The sequence below is a fragment of the Streptomyces lothianensis genome (assembly GCF_047779955.1).
GTDB lineage: Bacteria > Actinomycetota > Actinomycetes > Streptomycetales > Streptomycetaceae > Streptomyces.
In genome coordinates this window covers 83,073-100,104 of record NZ_JBLMKT010000074.1, presented here as the reverse complement: position 1 = coordinate 100,104, position 17,032 = coordinate 83,073, and the positions used below count along the sequence as shown (strand labels likewise).

General features: G+C 70.9%; 17 protein-coding genes. 14 read left to right on the top strand and 3 right to left on the bottom strand.

Annotation, left to right across the window (positions count from 1 at the left end; genetic code table 11):
• Nucleotides 1-45 precede the first annotated feature (45 nt).
• Nucleotides 46-681, top strand: coding sequence for a DJ-1/PfpI family protein (locus ACLF6P_RS26200; protein WP_415953769.1), 636 nt, complete (start codon nucleotides 46-48; stop codon nucleotides 679-681).
• A gap of 149 nt (nucleotides 682-830) precedes the next feature.
• Complete coding sequence (locus tag ACLF6P_RS26195; protein ID WP_415953490.1) at nucleotides 831-1,442, top strand: DJ-1/PfpI family protein; 612 nt, start codon at nucleotides 831-833, stop codon at nucleotides 1,440-1,442.
• 22 nt (nucleotides 1,443-1,464) lie between these two features.
• Here the strand turns inward: ACLF6P_RS26195 and ACLF6P_RS26190 are convergent, their stop codons facing one another.
• Entirely contained in the window at nucleotides 1,465-2,220 is a 756-nt protein-coding gene (locus ACLF6P_RS26190) for an enoyl-CoA hydratase/isomerase family protein (protein WP_415953489.1), read from the bottom strand.
• Between the two features lie 290 nt (nucleotides 2,221-2,510).
• Here ACLF6P_RS26190 and ACLF6P_RS26185 point away from each other — a divergent pair, with 290 nt between their 5' ends.
• The gene (locus tag ACLF6P_RS26185; protein WP_415953767.1) at nucleotides 2,511-3,086 is read left to right on the top strand and encodes an HdeD family acid-resistance protein; all 576 of its coding nucleotides are present in this window, start codon (nucleotides 2,511-2,513) and stop codon (nucleotides 3,084-3,086) included.
• Between the two features lie 131 nt (nucleotides 3,087-3,217).
• Nucleotides 3,218-3,718, top strand: coding sequence for an ATP-binding protein (locus ACLF6P_RS26180; RefSeq protein ID WP_415953487.1), 501 nt, complete (start codon nucleotides 3,218-3,220; stop codon nucleotides 3,716-3,718).
• A 131-nt stretch (nucleotides 3,719-3,849) separates the two neighbouring features.
• On the opposite strand, the gene idi is transcribed toward ACLF6P_RS26180, so the two are convergent.
• Both idi and ACLF6P_RS26170 read right to left on the bottom strand, forming a co-directional pair.
• Entirely contained in the window at nucleotides 3,850-4,443 is a 594-nt protein-coding gene (idi, locus tag ACLF6P_RS26175) for an isopentenyl-diphosphate Delta-isomerase (protein WP_415953486.1), read from the bottom strand.
• A 133-nt stretch (nucleotides 4,444-4,576) separates the two neighbouring features.
• Nucleotides 4,577-5,512 (bottom strand): cation diffusion facilitator family transporter, encoded by a 936-nt coding sequence (locus ACLF6P_RS26170; RefSeq protein ID WP_415953484.1) that lies wholly within the window; start codon nucleotides 5,510-5,512, stop codon nucleotides 4,577-4,579.
• Nucleotides 5,513-5,997: 485 nt separating this feature from the next.
• Here ACLF6P_RS26170 and ACLF6P_RS26165 point away from each other — a divergent pair, with 485 nt between their 5' ends.
• The 10 genes from ACLF6P_RS26165 (at nucleotide 5,998) to hpnE (ending at nucleotide 16,913) form a co-directional block, all read left to right on the top strand.
• On the top strand, nucleotides 5,998-7,812 hold the full coding sequence (locus tag ACLF6P_RS26165) for a DUF5941 domain-containing protein (RefSeq protein ID WP_415953765.1): 1,815 nt from the start codon (nucleotides 5,998-6,000) through the stop codon (nucleotides 7,810-7,812).
• Nucleotides 7,809-8,546 carry a phosphocholine cytidylyltransferase family protein gene (locus ACLF6P_RS26160; RefSeq protein WP_415953483.1) on the top strand — a complete coding sequence of 246 codons (738 nt, stop codon included), beginning with the start codon at nucleotides 7,809-7,811 and terminating at the stop codon, nucleotides 8,544-8,546. Before ACLF6P_RS26165 ends, ACLF6P_RS26160 begins: the two co-directional genes overlap by 4 nt.
• Nucleotides 8,534-9,598, top strand: a complete 1,065-nt coding sequence (locus ACLF6P_RS26155; protein ID WP_415953481.1) for an iron-containing alcohol dehydrogenase family protein — start codon at nucleotides 8,534-8,536, stop codon at nucleotides 9,596-9,598. Before ACLF6P_RS26160 ends, ACLF6P_RS26155 begins: the two co-directional genes overlap by 13 nt.
• Complete coding sequence (locus ACLF6P_RS26150) at nucleotides 9,576-10,355, top strand: CDP-alcohol phosphatidyltransferase family protein (RefSeq protein ID WP_415953479.1); 780 nt, start codon at nucleotides 9,576-9,578, stop codon at nucleotides 10,353-10,355. Before ACLF6P_RS26155 ends, ACLF6P_RS26150 begins: the two co-directional genes overlap by 23 nt.
• A gap of 44 nt (nucleotides 10,356-10,399) precedes the next feature.
• Nucleotides 10,400-11,245, top strand: a complete 846-nt coding sequence (locus ACLF6P_RS26145) for a glycosyltransferase family 2 protein (protein ID WP_415953763.1) — start codon at nucleotides 10,400-10,402, stop codon at nucleotides 11,243-11,245.
• A 125-nt stretch (nucleotides 11,246-11,370) separates the two neighbouring features.
• On the top strand, nucleotides 11,371-12,318 hold the full coding sequence (locus ACLF6P_RS26140) for an ABC transporter permease (RefSeq protein ID WP_415953477.1): 948 nt from the start codon (nucleotides 11,371-11,373) through the stop codon (nucleotides 12,316-12,318).
• Complete coding sequence (locus ACLF6P_RS26135) at nucleotides 12,311-13,105, top strand: ABC transporter ATP-binding protein (protein ID WP_415953476.1); 795 nt, start codon at nucleotides 12,311-12,313, stop codon at nucleotides 13,103-13,105. The genes ACLF6P_RS26140 and ACLF6P_RS26135 overlap by 8 nt, the downstream gene beginning before the upstream one ends.
• Nucleotides 13,106-13,526: 421 nt before the next feature.
• Nucleotides 13,527-14,426 (top strand): squalene synthase HpnC, encoded by a 900-nt coding sequence (hpnC, locus tag ACLF6P_RS26130; RefSeq protein ID WP_415953475.1) that lies wholly within the window; start codon nucleotides 13,527-13,529, stop codon nucleotides 14,424-14,426.
• Nucleotides 14,423-15,373: a presqualene diphosphate synthase HpnD gene (hpnD, locus tag ACLF6P_RS26125; RefSeq protein WP_415953473.1), complete on the top strand. Its 951-nt coding sequence runs from the start codon at nucleotides 14,423-14,425 to the stop codon at nucleotides 15,371-15,373. Before hpnC ends, hpnD begins: the two co-directional genes overlap by 4 nt.
• 139 nt (nucleotides 15,374-15,512) lie before the next feature.
• A complete protein-coding gene (gene hpnE, locus ACLF6P_RS26120) occupies nucleotides 15,513-16,913 on the top strand; it encodes a hydroxysqualene dehydroxylase HpnE (protein WP_415953472.1) in 1,401 nt (466 codons plus the stop codon).
• The last annotated feature ends 119 nt before the right edge of the window (nucleotides 16,914-17,032 follow it).

Here is a 17,032-nt window from a genome sequence, read left to right as displayed (position 1 = left end):
GTCGACATCCCGGGCTTCCGCACCACCTGCCGTATGGAGACAGAGATGCAACTGGCGATCGTGCTCTTCGACCGCTTCACCGCCCTGGACGCCGTGGGTCCGTACGAGATCCTCAGCCGGCTACCCGGCACGGAGACGGTCTTCGTCGCCGAGCACACGGGCCCGGTGCGTGCCGACACCGGTGCGCTCGCCCTCACCGCCGACCGTACTTTCGGCGAGGTTCCGCGACCGGACATCGTCCTGGTGCCGGGCGGCCCCGGCCAGACTCCGCAGATGGACAACCCCGTCCTCCTCGACTGGCTGCGCGCCGCCGATACGGGCAGCACCTGGACCACCTCGGTCTGCACCGGATCGCTGCTCCTGGCCTCCGCGGGGCTGCTCGAGGGCCGCAGGGCGACCTCGCACTGGCTGGCCCTGAACGTGCTGCGCGGCCACGGCGTCGAACCGACCGGCGAGCGGGTCGTCTTCGACGGCAAGTACGTCACGGCGGCCGGCGTCTCCTCCGGCATCGACATGGGCCTCGCGCTGACCGGGCGGATCGCCGGGGAACGGGCCGCGCAGTCCATCCAGCTGCTTACCGAGTACGACCCGCGGCCGCCGTACGACGCGGGCGCGCCGCACAAGGCGCCGGCCGACCTCGTCGCGGAGTTCCGCGCAGCCTCGCGGCACCCGCAGAACTGACCCCCGCGCGAACCGCCGAACACACGCACACCCACCAAGGCAGCGCCACACCCACCAGGCCGAGACCACACCCACCAGGCCGAGGCCACACCCACCAGGCCGAGGCCACACCCACCAGGCCGAACACCGGCTCACCCCAGGGAGAACCCATGCAGATCGCGATCGTTCTCTTCGAAGGCTTCACCGCACTCGACGCTGTCGGGCCCTTCCAGACACTCGGCCCGCTGCCCGGCGCCGAGACCGTGTTCGTGGCGGAACGGCGCGGGCCCGTCCAGGACGACAGCGGCAGCCTCGCGCTCGTCGCCACCAGGACCTTCGACGAGGTCACCCGCCCCGGTCTCGTGGTGGTACCGGGCGGCCCCGACGTGCCCGTGGAAGACCGGGCGCTCCTCGAATGGCTGCGGGCCGTCGACGCCACCACGACCTGGACGACCTCCGTATGCACGGGGTCGATCCTGCTCGCAGCCGCCGGCCTCCTCGAAGGCCGCCGCGCCACCACGCACTGGCTGTGGCTGGAGAAGATCAAGAAGTACGGCGTCGAACCGACCGGCGAGCGGGTCGTCTTCGACGGCAAGTACGTGACCGCCGCCGGTGTCTCCTCCGGGATCGACATGGGCCTGGCACTGGCCGGCCGGATCGCGGGCGAGGACCACGCGCAGATCGTCCAGTTGATGACGGAGTACGACCCGCAGCCGCCCTACGACGCGGGCTCGCCCGACAAGGCTCCCGCCCACCTCGTGGAGATGCTGCGCGACCTGTGAGCCGCCCGGCCCGGGCGGCGGCTCAGGGGGCCCAGCGGAACTCCGGCTTCCTGCGCTCCAGGAAGGCGGCGACCCCCTCGGCGGTGTCGCCGCCCGCGCGCATCTGTGCGCTCCAGTGCTCCTCGCGGTCGGTGCGGCCGTTCGCGAACTCCTTCGCCGCGACCTGGGTGAGCAGCGACCTCGACGCCAGTACGCGGGCGAACTCGGCCACCCGCTTGTCCAGCTCGCTCTCGGCTAGCACCTCGTCCACGAGACCGGAGCGCAGCGCCCGTGCGCTGTCGATCAGCTCGCCCGAGAACAGGAGGTACTTGGCGGTGGCGGGCCCGACCAGATCGACGAGCCGACGCGTCGACGAGGCGGCGTAGACGATCCCGAGTTTCGCGGGCGTGATCCCGAACGTGGCACCCTCGGCGGCGAACCGCAGATCGCAGGCCGCCGCGAGCTGGCAGCCGCCGCCCACACAGTGCCCGCGCACGGCCGCGAGACTCGGCTTCGGGAACGCGGCGAGCGCCTCCTCGGCCCGCACGGCCAGCTCCCGCGCCTCGTCGGCGGACTGGACGAGCCCCGAGATGTCGGCGCCCGCGCAGAACGTGGCGCCCTGTCCGGTGAGCACCAGAACCCGTATGGCGGGATCGGCCGCGAGTTCGTCGAGCAGCGGCGGCAGCGCCCGCCACATGGCGTCGGTCATGGCGTTCCGCTTGGCCGGATGCGAGATCACCACGGTGGCGACGCCGTCGGCGCGGGCGTGCGTGAGCTGCGGCAGGGGATCCGAGGACATGCGCCGGATGCTACCCGCAGCCCCAGCTCTTAGGATCGGACCAGGGTCTGGTCCGATGAGCAGACCCCAGGGGGCGGCTCCGAGGAGGCGCGATGGGCACACCCGAGGACGGACGTACGGACGGACTCCAACAGGAATCCGCCGGAGGCACCGGACCGGGCACCGGCTCCGGGTCGGGAACCGACTCCGGTTCGGGCTCCGGCTCAGGGGCGGGCGGCGCTCCGGCGCAGGGCGCCGGTCGGGCGGCGGATGCCGGCTCCGCGGGCGGGCTGAGCGAACCAGGCCGCAAGATGAGCCGCAGTCTCGGGCTGATGGCCGCACTCGGCGGCATCCTGGTGCTCGGCGGTGCGGTCGGCCTCGTCTATGTCGGCGTTGCCACGCTCACCTCGATGATCCTCTTCGGCTGGCTGCTCCTGGTCGGCGGTCTGGTCGGCCTCCTGCACTCGCTGCAGATGCGCGGCTCCAACTACTTCTGGCTCGGCGTGGTCGTCGCCGCGCTCAACCTCGCCGCCGGCGTCGTGGTGCTCAGACACCCGGAGGGCACCGCCGAGGCGCTGACCATGTTCGCCGCGCTGCTCTTCCTGACCGGCGGGGTGTTCCGCCTGGTGGGCAGTGTCGTGGTGCGCGGTCCGCAGTTCGGCCTGACCCTGGTGCAGGGAGCGTTCGGCATCCTGCTCGGTGTGCTGATCCTGGCCGAATGGCCGAACAGCAGTCTGTACGTCATCGGCACCTTCTTCTCGCTCGCGCTGCTCTTCGACGGGCTCGGCCTCGTGGCCCTGGGACTCGGCGGAAGAAGAATCGTTCGTGCGGTAAGCGGAGCCGAAAGCTCCGAAGCGGCCAAACCCCCTGAATCCCCGACAGTTTGAATTGGGAACAAGTAGGCCACGAAGCAGTCTCCCAACTGACGCTGTCATACGCACCCGGTCAAATACCGTCGATATCCGACGAGTTCCGGTCAGCGATGAGGTGCGGTCCAGAACCTTCCCAAACTCGAAGCGTGGTGACTATCGAGCGTGAGGGCGGCGACCGGACGATGCACGGATACGGCAGGGTGACCCCCGCACCACCGACGGACGGTCCCCTGCCGTACGAAGGCGTCTGGAGGTTCACCGCGCCGTCCGTGGACGCCTCGGTGCCGCAGGCCCGCAGGGCGGTCCGTGAGCTGCTGGTCCGCCAAGGGGTACCGGCCGCCGACGACACCGTGCAGGGGCTGCTGCTGATCGTCTCCGAGCTGGTCACCAACGTCGTACGGCATGCGGCGCTGCTCTCGCCGATGCTCGCCGTGGAGGTGGCGGTCGGCGCGGAATGGGTACGGGTGTCCGTCGAGGACAACCACCCGTACCGGCCCAAGGCCCTGGAGGCCGACCAGGGGCAGACGGGCGGGCGCGGCCTGCTGCTCGTACGAGAGATCACCAAGGAGGCCGGCGGGGCCTGCGATGCGGAGCACACGGCGAGCGGCGGCAAGGTGATCTGGGCGGCGCTGCCACTCAAACCATAGGAGATGTCCGGCGGATCAGGCCCTGGGGGCTCGGGCCTCAAGCCCTCAGGGAGTGCGGGGCCTCGGACCCGGGAAGTGCCGGGCGGACCCGGCCGGCACTTCCCGGCCGGATCTGCCCGGCCCCCTCCGGCTCACCAGCCCGCGCCCGGACCCGTCAGCTCCCTGATCGCGGGACGTGCCGCGTCCAGCACGGTCATGAACCACGCCGAGAACGGCCCTTGCTCGTGGCGTACGAGCAGTTCCCCGGGCGTGACGAAGGCGGTCTCGCCGACCTCGTCGGGGTCGGGTCGCAGGGGGGACTGGACCATGCCGACGAACAGGTGGTTGAACTCCTGCTCGACCAGGCCCGAATCGGGGTCGGGGTGGTTGTAGCGCACCGTGCCCGCCTCGGCCATCAGCGAGGGGGAGACGCCCAGTTCCTCGAAGACTCTGCGGGCGGCCGCCGCGAACGGGGCCTCGCCCGGGTACGGGTGGCCGCAGCAGGTGTTGGACCACACCCCGGGGGAGTGGTACTTGCCGAGCGCCCGGCGCTGCAGCAGCAGACGGCCCTGCTCGTCGAAGAGGAACACGGAGAACGCACGGTGCAGTTGCCCGGGGGCCCGATGTGCGGAGAGCTTCTCCGCCGTGCCGATGGTGGTGCCGTTCTCGTCGACCAGTTCGAGCAGGATCGCTTCCGCGGAACCGTTCTGGGAGCCGTTGGCCGCGGTGGCTGGGGTGATCGGCATAACCATCCTTTCGGTTCGAAGCACCCAGTCTGCCGCAGTTTGCCGGGCTCCGTGCCCCGCCGCTCCGCTCCGGCCCCTTTCGTGGGCGCTCCACCCGTCCCCCGCCTGCTTCGCGACAGGGTGCGGGCCGGGCTCAGTGACACACCTTCGCCTCGTGATCCGCGTGTCCGCCGGGCTCCAGCTGGAACGTGCAGTGCTCCACGTCGAAGTGGTCGCCCAGGCACCCCTGCAGGTCGTGCAGGAGCTTCTCGTGGCCGATGGAGTCCAGCATCTCCGCGCTGACCACCACGTGGGCGGACAGGACCGGCAGGCCCGAGGTGATGGTCCAGGCGTGCAGGTCGTGGACGTCCTCGACGCCCGGCAGGTCCAGGATGTGGCTGCGGACCTCTTCCATGTCGACGCCCTTCGGCGCCGCTTCGAGCAGCACGTCCAGCGTCTCGCGCAGCAGCTTCAGCGTGCGCGGCACGATCATCAGGCCGATCACGATGGAGGCGATCGGGTCGGCGACGGTCCAGCCGGTGAGCAGGATGACCGTGGCCGAGACGATCACGGTCGCCGAGCCCAGTGCGTCCGCGACGACCTCGAGGAAGGCTCCTCGTACGTTCAGGCTCTCCTTCTGTCCCCGCATGAGCAGCGACAGCGAGACCACGTTCGCGACGAGGCCGATCGCACCGAAGACGACGGTGAGGCCGCCGTCGGTGTCGGCCGGGGTGATGAAGCGCTGGACCGCCTCGTACAGCACGAATCCGCCGGCCCCCAGCAGCAGCAGACAGTTGGCGAGCGCTGCAAGGATCTCGGCGCGGGCGAAGCCGAACGTGCGGTTGACGCTCGTCGGGCGGTTGGCGAAGTGGATCGCGAGCAGGGCCATGCCGAGCCCCAGTGCGTCCGTCGCCATATGGGCCGCATCCGCCGCCAGCGCGAGCGAGTTCGCCGCGATGCCGCCGATGACCTGGACGACCATGATCCCGAGCGTGATGCACAGCGCGATACGCAGCCGCCCCAGATGCGCCGCGGATGCGGTGCCCCCCGTACCGCCGTGTGTGTGCCCGTGGTCGTGCCCCGCTCCCATCGGCCCTCCCTCGCTGAGTCGTTCGTTGCGGATTCCGTAGGCGGATTCCGTGCGTGGATTCCGCCTACGCATTCCCTACGCGGATTGCGGAGGCGGATTGCCCGCGCCGCCGTGGTGCACAGCCCCCGATCGTGGGCCGGCGATCACAGTGAACTACGGGTGGGGGGTATCTGGCAACGCTGCATTGAACACCGTTGTCATGTGCCCTGACCTGCGTAAACGCACTGCAGGTCAGAGGCCTGCGGCGGCCGCCCGCGACACGGCCCGCCGCCCGCGCGGTTTGTCGTCACCCAAGCGCATCGACCAAGATGAACCCGGCGGCCGAATCCGGCGCATGCCACCTTGATCACGCCGTGAACGGGCGGTGAACGGCCGCTTCCATTCATCCGATAACCTCAGCCGACGTGCCGCCCGGCCCGCAGGCCCGGGGGCCCCTCTGCACGCAGTCCGCCGCCACGCGGCGGCCTCCCAAGGAGTGAGTTCGTCTGTCGACCGCCATCCTCATCGGATCGCCGGTGCCCGGCTCGTCGCTCGACGACGATCTGCGGGCCCTGGGCTTCGACGTGCGGACCGCCGCCGCGCCCGCGGACCTCGCCACGCTGCTGTCCGCCGCCCCCGCCGATGAGCGCGTGGCGCTCGTCGACGCGGATTTCATCGGGCACCGCCACGCACTCCGCCTCGGCCTGACCGACCCCCGCTTCGACGCCTCCGCCGTCCCCGGTGCCGTCTGCGTGCAGCCGCCCTCCCGTGCCGCGCTCGACCGTGCACTGGAGCAGGTCACCGGCGGGGCGGACGGCAGCACCGTCGTACGCGTGGAAGCACTCGCCGACCGCGTCGCCGAGGCCCTCGCGGCGGACGGCACCGAGCTGTACCGACCGGAGCTCGGCGAACTCGTCGCCACGGTCGCCGGCGACCCGCAGACGCGCAGTGAGGCCCGGCAGGCCGTCGCCGCCGTCGACGAGGAGGCCATCCGGCTGCGCACCGCCGTGAAGTCCCGCGACGGCTTCTTCACCACGCACTTCATCAGCCCGTACTCGCGCTACCTCGCGCGCTGGTGCGCCCGTCGCGGCCTCACCCCGAACCAGGTCACCACGGCCTCCCTGCTCACCGCGCTGATCGCGGCCGGCTGCGCCGCGACCGGCGAGCGCTGGGGCTTCGTCGCCGCCGGTGTGCTGCTCATCGCCTCGTTCGTCCTCGACTGCACGGACGGGCAGCTCGCCCGATACTCGCTGCAGTACTCCACGATGGGCGCCTGGCTCGACGCCACCTTCGACCGGGCCAAGGAGTACGCCTATTACGCGGGCCTCGCGCTGGGCGCGGCCCGCGGGGGCGATGACGTCTGGGCGCTCGCGCTCGGCGCGATGATCCTGCAGACCTGCCGCCATGTCGTGGACTTCTCCTTCAACGAGGCGAATCACGACGCCACCGCCAACACCAGCCCCACCGCGAGCCTCTCCGACCGGCTCGACAGCGTCGGCTGGACCGTCTGGCTGCGGCGCATGATCGTCCTCCCGATCGGTGAGCGCTGGGCGCTGATCGCGGTGCTCACCGCGGTGACCACCCCGCGCATCACCTTCGTGGTACTGCTGGCAGGCTGCGCCTTCGCCGCGCTGTACACGACGGCCGGCCGCGTGCTGCGCTCGCTGACCCGCAAGGCGCAGCGCACCGACCGGGCCGCCCGCGCCCTGGCCGACCTCGCCGACAACGGGGCCCTGGCCTCGTACCTCTCCAGGATCCGGCGCACGGGCGACGGCCGCAGGATGCCCTTCGCTCCGCTGATCCTGGCGCTCGTCGGCGCCGGCGCCCTCATCGCGAACGTGAGCACGGGCAGTGCCACGGCGATCGTCGTCGGCGCGGTCTTCTACACCGTGATGTCGGGCCTGGCCCTCGCCGCCCCGCTGACCGGCCCCCTCGACTGGCTGGTGCCGCCGGTGTTCCGGGCCGCGGAATACGCGACGATCCTGATCCTCGCCGCGCACGCGGAAGTGAACGGGGCCTTGCCCGCGGCTTTCGGCCTGGTGGCGGCGGTCGCCTACCATCACTACGACACGGTCTACCGCATCCGCGGCGGCAGCGGAGCACCGCCGCAGTGGCTGGTGCGGGTGACCGGCGGGCAGGAAGGCCGGACGCTGCTCGTAGCCGTCCTGGCCGCGTCGCTGTCCGCAGCAGATTTCACCGTCGCGCTCACGGCCCTGGCCGTGTTCGTGGCCCTCGTGGTGCTCACCGAGAGCATCCGCTTCTGGGTGATCGCCGCCCGTCAGGGCGCACCCGCCGTACACGATGAAGGAGAACCCGCATGATCGGCCTCGTCCTTGCGGCAGGCGCCGGACGGCGTCTGCGTCCCTACACGGACACCCTGCCCAAGGCGCTGGTTCCCGTCGACGGCGAGACCACCATCCTCGACCTGACCCTCGGCAACTTCGCCGAGATCGGGCTGAGTGAGGTCGCCATCATCGTGGGCTACCGGAAGGAAGCCGTCTACGAGCGCAAGGCGGCTCTGGAGGCGAAGTACGGCCTGAAGATCACCCTGATCGACAACGACAAGGCCGAGGAGTGGAACAACGCCTACTCCCTGTGGTGCGGCCGGGACTCCGTCAAGCACGACGTGATCCTCGCCAACGGCGACACCGTGCACCCGGTCTCCGTCGAGAAGACCCTCCTCGCAGCCCGCGGCAACGGCCGGAAGATCATCCTCGCCCTGGACACGGTGAAGCAGCTCGCCGACGAGGAGATGAAGGTCGTCGTGGACCCCGAGAAGGGCGTCCAGAAGATCACCAAGCTGATGGATCCGGCCACCGCCACCGGTGAGTACATCGGCGTCACCCTCATCGAGGGCTCCGCCGCCGCCGAGCTCGCCGACGCCCTGAAGGTCACCTTCGAGCGCGACCCCGACCTCTACTACGAGGACGGCTACCAGGAGCTCGTCAACCGTGGCTTCAAGATCGATGTAGCCCCCATCGGTGACGTCAAGTGGGTCGAGATCGACAACCACGACGACCTGGCCAAGGGGCGGGAGATCGCGTGCCAGTACTGACCCGGCTGATGCCGAGCCCGGTTGTCGTCGACATCCGGGCGGGTGCGCTGGACGATCTCCCCACGATCCTCGCGGATCAGCGCATCGCCCCCACCGGCAAGCTGGCGTTCGCGGTGAGCGGCGGTTCGGGCAGGGCGCTCAAGGAGCGCTTCGCCCCGCTGTTCCAGGGCGCGCAGTGGTTCGACGAGGCCGACGGCACCCTGGACGGTGCGATCGCCCTCGCCGATTCCATCAAGAGGTCGGGCCGCTACGACGCGCTGGTCTCGCTCGGCGGCGGCAAGGTCGTCGACTGCGCGAAGTACGCGGCGGCCCGCGTGGGCCTGCCGCTCGTGGCCGTCGCGACCAACCTCGCGCACGACGGGCTGTGCTCCCCGGTCGCCACGCTCGACAACGACGCGGGCCGCGGCTCGTACGGCGTGCCCAGCCCGATCGGCGTGGTCATCGACCTCGATGTCATCCGGGACGCCCCGGTGCGCTTCGTGCGCGCCGGTGTCGGCGACGTGATCTGCAAGATCTCCTGCGTCGCCGACTGGGAGCTGTCGAACAAGGTCAACGGCGAACTCGTGGACGGCCTCGCCGCCTCCATGGCCCGCCAGTCCGCGCACGCCGTGCTGCGCCACCCCGGCGGCGTCGGAGACGACGAGTTCCTCACCGTGCTCGCCGAGGCCCTCGTGATGTGCGGCATGGCGATGTCCGTCGCGGGTGACTCGCGTCCGGCCTCCGGAGCCTGCCACGAGATCAGCCACGCCTTCGACCTGCTCTTCCCCAAGCGCAACGCGCTGCACGGGGAGCAGTGCGGCTTCGGCGGCGCCTTCGCCACGTATCTGCGCGGCGACGAGGAGACCGCGGGCGAGATGGCCGAAGCGCTGCGCCGCCACGGGCTGCCCGTACTCGCCGAGGAGATGGGCTTCGGCCTGCAGGACCTCACCGAGGCCCTGCTCTTCGCCCCGCAGACCCGCCCAGGCCGCTACACGATCCTCGAGCACCTCGACTACAACGCCGATCAGATCAAGGACGCCTACGCCGACTATGCAAAAGCCATCGGTAGCTGAGCTGCGCCCGGTCGTCCACCCCGCCGGGGTGAAGGACCGCCGCAGCGGCGAGCACTGGGCCGGCCGGCTCTACATGCGCGAGATCTCGCTGCGCGTGGACCGCCACCTCGTCAACACCAAGGTCACCCCGAACCAGGTGACCTATGTGATGACCCTCGCCGGCGCCCTCGCCGCCCCCGCGCTGCTCGTCCCCGGGATCTGGGGCGCGGTGCTCGGCGTCGTCATGGTGCAGCTCTACCTCCTGTTCGACTGCGTGGACGGCGAGCTGGCCCGCTGGAAGAAGCAGTACTCGCTCGCCGGTGTCTACCTCGACCGTGTCGCCGCCTACCTGTGCGATGCCGCGGTCCTGGTCGGCTTCGGACTGCGGGCCGCCGACATCTGGGGCGAGGGCCGCATCGACTGGCTGTGGGCGTTCCTCGGAACGCTGGCCGCGCTCGGCGCCGTACTCATCAAGGCCGAGACGGACCTGGTCGGCGTGGCCCGGCACCAGGCGGGCAAGCCCGTGGTCCAGGAGTCGGCAAGCGAGCCGCGTTCCTCCAGGATGGCGCTGGCCCGCAAGGCCGCGGCCGCCCTGAAGTTCCACCGGCTGGTCCTCGGGATCGAGGCCTCGCTGCTCGTCCTGGTCCTGGCGATCGTGGACGCGGCGCGCGGCGACCTGTTCTTCTCGCGGCTCGGCGTGGCCGTGCTCGCGGGCATCGCGCTCCTGCAGACCCTGCTGCACCTCGTGTCCATCCTGGCTTCGAGCAGGCTCAAGTGAGCGCGGCGAACGGGCAGCCGAAGGTCGGCGCCGTCATCATCACGATGGGCAACCGGCCCGAGGAGCTGCGCGCGCTGCTCGACTCGGTGGCCAAGCAGGACGGCGCGCCCGTCGAGGCGGTCGTCGTCGGCAACGGTTCCCCGGTCCCCGAGGTCCCCGCGGGCGTACGGACCGTCGAGCTGCCGGAGAACCTCGGCATCCCCGGCGGCCGCAACGTCGGCATCGAGGCCTTCGGCGAGCGCGGCAAGGACGTCGACATCCTGCTGTTCCTCGACGACGACGGCCTGCTCGCCCGGCCGGACACCGCCGAGCTGTGCCGCCAGGCCTTCGCCGCCGACCCCGGGCTCGGCATCATCAGCTTCCGGATCGCCGACCCCGACACCGGTGAGACCCAGCGCCGGCACGTCCCGCGGCTGCGGGCCTCCGACCCGATGCGCAGCTCCCGTGTCACCACGTTCCTCGGCGGCGCCAACGCCGTACGGACGAAGGTCTTCGCCGAGGTCGGCACGCTGCCCGAGGACTTCTTCTACGCGCACGAGGAGACCGACCTGGCCTGGCGGGCCCTCGACGCCGGCTGGCTGATCGACTACCGCGCGGACATGGTCCTCAACCACCCCACGACCGCGCCCTCGCGGCACGCGGTCTACCACCGGATGGTCGCCCGCAACCGGGTCTGGCTCGCCCGCCGCAACCTCCCGGCGCTCCTGGTCCCGGTGTATCTGGGCGTCTGGATGCTGCTCACGCTGCTGCGCCGCCCCTCCCGGCCGGCGCTCAAGGCCTGGTTCGGCGGCTTCAGGGAGGGCTGGCGCACCCCGTGCGGTCCCCGGCGCCCCATGAAGTGGCGGACGGTATGGCGGCTGACCCGACTGGGCCGACCTCCCGTCATCTGACAAGCTCGTGTCTGAGAGCATGCGGGCCGACTGTATTTGCCCGGGGACACTCCGGACCCCGGGCGGCCCCAGTGCTCGCGTGCGCGAAACCCCCGGCGCAACCCAGAAGACGAAAGTTTCCACTTGTGAGTGAGACGACGCATGACGGCGGTGTCACGGTGACAGCGTCCTTGGGACAGGAGTCCCCTGACGACCGGCTCTCGCGGGCCGAACTGGCCGCGAAGTACGGCCTCGGCCAGAGCGGTGCCCGCCCCTCCCTCTTCGAGTACGTCCGGCAGCTCTGGCACCGACGGCACTTCATCATCGCCTTCTCGCAGGCCAAGCTGACGGCCCAGTACAGCCAGGCCAAGCTCGGCCAGGTGTGGCAGGTGGCCACACCGCTGCTCAACGCGACCGTCTACTTCTTCATCTTCGGACTGCTCCTCGGCGCCCGTGGCGGCATGTCGAACCAGACGTACGTGCCGTTCCTCGTCACCGGCGTGTTCGTGTTCATGTTCACGCAGAGCTCGGTGATGTCGGGCGTGAAGGCGATCTCGGGGAACCTGGGGCTGGTGCGCGCGCTGCACTTCCCGCGCGCGGCCCTGCCGATCTCGTTCTCGCTGCAGCAGCTCCAGCAACTGCTCTTCTCGATGATCGTGCTCTTCGCCGTGCTCATCGGCTTCGGGTACTACCCCGACCTGTCGTGGCTCCTTGTCGTGCCGGTCCTCGTGCTGCAGTTCGTCTTCAACACCGGCCTTTCGATGATCATGGCCCGGCTGGGGTCCAAGACCCCCGACCTGGCGCAGCTGATGCCCTTCGTCCTGCGGACGTGGATGTACGCGTCCGGGGTGATGTTCCCGCTGACGTACATGCTGGAGCGGGCCGATGCGCCGGCCTGGGCGGCCGACCTGATGCAGGCCAACCCCGCGGCGGTCTACATGGACCTGATGCGCTGGGCGCTCATCGACGACATGGGCAAGTACCAGGAGCTGCCCCCGCACGTCTGGGCCCTCGGCCTCGGCTGGGCGGTCGCCATCGGCGTCATCGGCTTCGTGTACTTCTGGAAGGCTGAGGAGCGTTACGGCCGTGGCTGAGACCCCAGAGATCCCACAGACCCGGGGGACGAAGATCCCCACCGTCATCGCGGACGAACTGCACATCGTCTACCGCGTCAACGGCGCCAAGACCGGCAGGGGCAGCGCCACCGCGGCCCTCAGCCGCATCATCAGGCGCGGCGAGGAGCGCGGCGTACGCAAGGTGCACGCGGTGCGCGGCGTCAGCTTCACCGCCTACCGCGGTGAGGCCGTCGGTCTGATCGGCTCCAACGGCTCCGGCAAGTCCACGCTGCTGCGCGCCATCGCGGGCCTGCTGCCCGCCGAGAGCGGCAAGGTCTACACCGACGGCCAGCCATCGCTGCTCGGCGTGAACGCGGCCCTGATGAACGACCTCACGGGCGAGCGCAACGTCATACTCGGCGGGCTCGCGATGGGCATGTCACGCGAGCAGATCCGGGAGCGCTACCAGGAGATCGTCGACTTCTCGGGCATCAACGAGAAGGGCGACTTCATCACCCTGCCGATGCGCACCTACTCCTCCGGTATGGCGGCCCGCCTGCGCTTCTCCATCGCGGCGGCCAAGGACCACGACGTCCTCATGATCGACGAGGCGCTCGCCACCGGTGACCGCAAGTTCCAGAAGCGCTCCGAGGCCCGCATCCGCGAGCTGCGCAAGGAGGCCGGCACGGTCTTCCTGGTCAGCCACAACAACAAGTCCATCCGCGACACCTGCGACCGGGTCCTGTGGCTGGAGCGCGGCGAGCTGCGCATGGACGGCCCCACGGACGAGGTGCTCAAGGAGTACGAGAAGTTCACCGGCAAGTAGGGGGCCTGGCGCCAGGGTCCGGATGTCCTGGCGGCAGGATCCTCCGACACGGCTCGGCGTTCCGAACGCAGCAGAGCCCCGCCGCAACCTCGGCGGGGCTCCTTGCGTCCCGGATGCTGTGGGCCCGTACCGTCCCCGCGCGGCCCTGACCGGCCGGGCGGGGGGCGTCGACTCCTGGCCAACTGCGTGACCCCCAGGGAAGGTTGACAGGAATCGGTGCTTTGTTGTGATGTGCAGAACACCCAGGCATTCCGCCCGGCGCTGTACAACGTAAGCTGGATCGGTCGGGCGGCGTGTCCGAAATAGAGCGAATTGCGTCGGCAGTGTAGAACGGGAGAGTGACGGCCATGGCTACGGAAAACTCCCAGCTCCGACAGTGTTCCGCCGTAGCTGCGCCGCTCGTCCCGGCGGGCGGTGGCCGATGACGCGCACCCCCGGCGTCCAGGAACGGGCGACGCTGGACAAGGCCGCGGCGGAGAACTTCCCGGTGGCCCCCTTCTTTCTGCCCCGGGCCTGGCGCGAGGACCTGATGGCGGTTTACGGCTTCGCGCGCCTCGTCGACGACATCGGCGACGGCGACCTGGCCCCCGGCGGCGCCGATGCCCTGGCCCTCGGCCTCGACCCCGCACAGAGCGACGACAGGCTCGCCATGCTCGACGCCTTCGAGACCGACCTGAAGAAGGTCTTCGGCTCGCGCCCCTGCCACCCGCTGCTGCAGCGCCTGCAGCCCACCGTGCGCCGCCGCGCGCTGAGCCCCGAGCCCTTCCTCGGCCTGATCGCCGCGAACCGCCAGGACCAGCTCGTCAGCCGCTACGAGACGTACGACGACCTCCTCGCGTACTGCGAACTCTCGGCCAACCCCGTGGGCCGCCTGGTTCTCGCGGTCACGGGCACCGAGACCCCCGAACGCGTCAGGCGCTCGGACGCGGTCTGCAGCGGCCTGCAGATCGTCGAACACCTCCAGGACGTGGCCGAGGACCTCGGTCGCGACCGCGTCTACCTGCCCGCCGAGGACATGGCCCGCTGCTCGGTGCGGGAAGCCGACCTGGCCCGGCCGCACGCGGGCGCCGCGGTGCGCGCCCTCATCGCCTACGAGGCGGAACGCGCCCGCGGACTGCTGTATGAAGGCACCTCGCTCGTGGGGAGCGTCCACGGCAGGCTGAGGCTCCTGCTCGCCGGCTTCGTGGCCGGCGGACGGGCCGCCCTGCGCGCCATCGCCGCCGCCGAGTACGACGTGCTCCCCGGCCCGCCCAAGCCCACCAAGCCACAGTTGCTGCGCGAGGTGGGCGCCGTCCTGCGATCCGACCGTGGAGAGGGGTGAGCGAGGCCGTGGAGGGGAACAACGCCGCAGGCGCCCCGGTGCTCGCCGCGTACAGCTACTGCGAGGCCGTCACCGGGCAGCAGGCCCGGAATTTCGCCTACGGAATCCGGCTGCTGCCCACGCCCAAGCGCCGTGCGATGTCCGCGCTCTACGCGTTCTCGCGCCGCGTCGACGACATCGGTGACGGGTCGCTTGCGCCCGAGGTCAAGCAGGCCCGCCTGGAGGACACCCGCGCGCTCCTCGGCCGGATCCGGGAGGGCCGCATAGACGAGGACGACACCGATCCGGTGGGCGTCGCGCTCGCGCACGCCTCCCGCGCCTTCCCGATCCCGCTGGACGGGCTCGACGAGCTGATCGACGGCGTCCAGATGGACGTCCGCGGCGAGACCTACGAGACCTGGGACGACCTCAAGGTCTACTGCCGCTGCGTCGCGGGCGCCATCGGCCGTCTCTCGCTCGGCGTGTTCGGCACCGTGCCAGGCGCACGCCATGCGGAACGCGCCGCCGAGTACGCCGATACGCTCGGCCTCGCCCTGCAGCTCACCAACATCCTCCGCGACGTACGCGAGGACGCCGAGGACGGCCGCACCTATCTGCCCGCCGACGACCTGGCCAAGTTCGGCTGCTCGGCCGGGTTCGCCGGCGCCGAGCCGCCCGCCGGCTCCGACTTCGCCGGGCTCGTCCACTTCGAGGTGCGCCGCGCCCGCACGCTCTTCGCCGAGGGGTACCGGCTCCTGCCGATGCTCGACCGGCGCAGCGGCGCCTGCGTCGCCGCGATGGCGGGCATCTACCGCCGCCTGCTCGACCGGATCGAGCGGGACCCGGAGGCCGTGCTGCGCGGCCGGGTCTCCCTGCCCGGACGCGAGAAGGCCTACGTCGCCGTCCGCGGCCTTTCGGGCTTCGACGCCCGCAGCATCGCCCGGCACACCACGGCCGGGAGGGGATGACCATGCGGCATGCACGGCACGCACAGGACGCACAGGACGCACCGGGGGAGCGGCAGGCAACCCTCCGCCCGCTACCGGCGTCCCTGACTGCGATGACCCACCAGGAGTTCATCCCGGGCGGTGGCGTGGGGGAGGGCGTATGACCGGGCATCAGGTGCGGGCGGACGGCGAGGCGCGTCGCTGTGCGGTGGTCGTCGGCGGCGGGCTCGCCGGGATCACCGCGGCGCTCGGACTCGCCGATGCCGGCCTGCGCGTCACCCTCCTCGAAGGCCGCCCCCGGCTCGGGGGACTCGCCTTCTCCTTCCGGCGCGGCGAGCTCACCGTGGACAACGGTCAGCATGTCTATCTGCGCTGCTGCACCGCGTACCGCTGGTTCCTCGACCGGATCGACGGCGCCGCGCTCGCCCCGTTGCAGGACCGGCTCGACGTCCCCGTGCTCGATGTCGACGCCCCCGACCCGCGGCTCGGCCGGCTGCGGCGCGCGGGACTGCCCGTACCGCTGCATCTCGCGCGGAGCCTCGCCATGTATCCGCATCTCTCGCTTGCCGAGCGCGCGAAGGTCGGCCGGGCAGCGCTCGCTCTCAAGGCCCTCGATCTCGACGATCCGGCGCTCGACGACGAGGACTTCGGCAGCTGGCTTGCCCGCCACGGGCAGTCCGCGCGCGCTGTCGAGGCGCTGTGGGACCTGGTCGGCATCGCCACCCTGAACGCTGTCGCCGGTGACTCCTCGCTCGGGCTCGCCGCCAAGGTGTTCAAGACCGGTCTGCTCTCCGAACCGGGCGCCGCCGACATCGGCTGGGCCCGCGTACCGCTCGGCGAACTGCACGACCGGCTCGCCGGCCAGGCCCTGGAGAAGGCCGGGGTAAGGACCGAACTGCGAGCCAAGGTCGCGGGCATCTCCCGGACCGACGAGGGGAGCTGGCGGGTCCGGATGGGCGGCGAGGACATCGAGGCGGACACCGTCGTGCTCGCCGTACCCCAGCGCGAGGCGCATGAGCTGCTGCCCGAGCACGCCCTCGACGCCAAGGACCAGCTGCTCGACATCGGCACCGCACCGATCCTCAACCTGCATGTGATCTACGACCGCAAGGTGCTCAGGCAGCCGTTCTTCGCCGCGCTCGGCACACCGGTGCAGTGGGTCTTCGACCGTACGGAGGCCTCCGGGCTCAGCGGCAGCGGGCAGTACCTCGCCGTCTCGCAGTCCGTCGCCCAGGACGAGATCGAGACACCCGTCGCACAGCTGCGCGAACGGTATCTGCCCGAACTGGAGCGACTGCTGCCCGCCGCGCGCGGCGCGGTCGTCCGCGACTTCTTCGTCACGCGCGAACGCACCGCCACCTTCGCCCCCGCCCCCGGCGTGGGCCGACTGCGACCCGGGCCGCGCACCAGGGCACCCGGTCTGTATCTGGCCGGGGCATGGACCGACACCAAGTGGCCCGCGACCATGGAGAGCGCCGTCCGCAGCGGAACAGCCGCCGCACGCGCCGCGCTCGGCAGCCTCGGCCGCCCCCACGAGCACCTGTTCGAGGAGGCGGCATGAGTACCGGCGGCACCACCGGAACCGCGAGCACAGCCAGCATCATCAGCGGCAGCGGCAGCGGCAGCACGAGCGATACATGGAGCACCGGCACCACGGGCAGTACCAGCACCGCAGGCAGT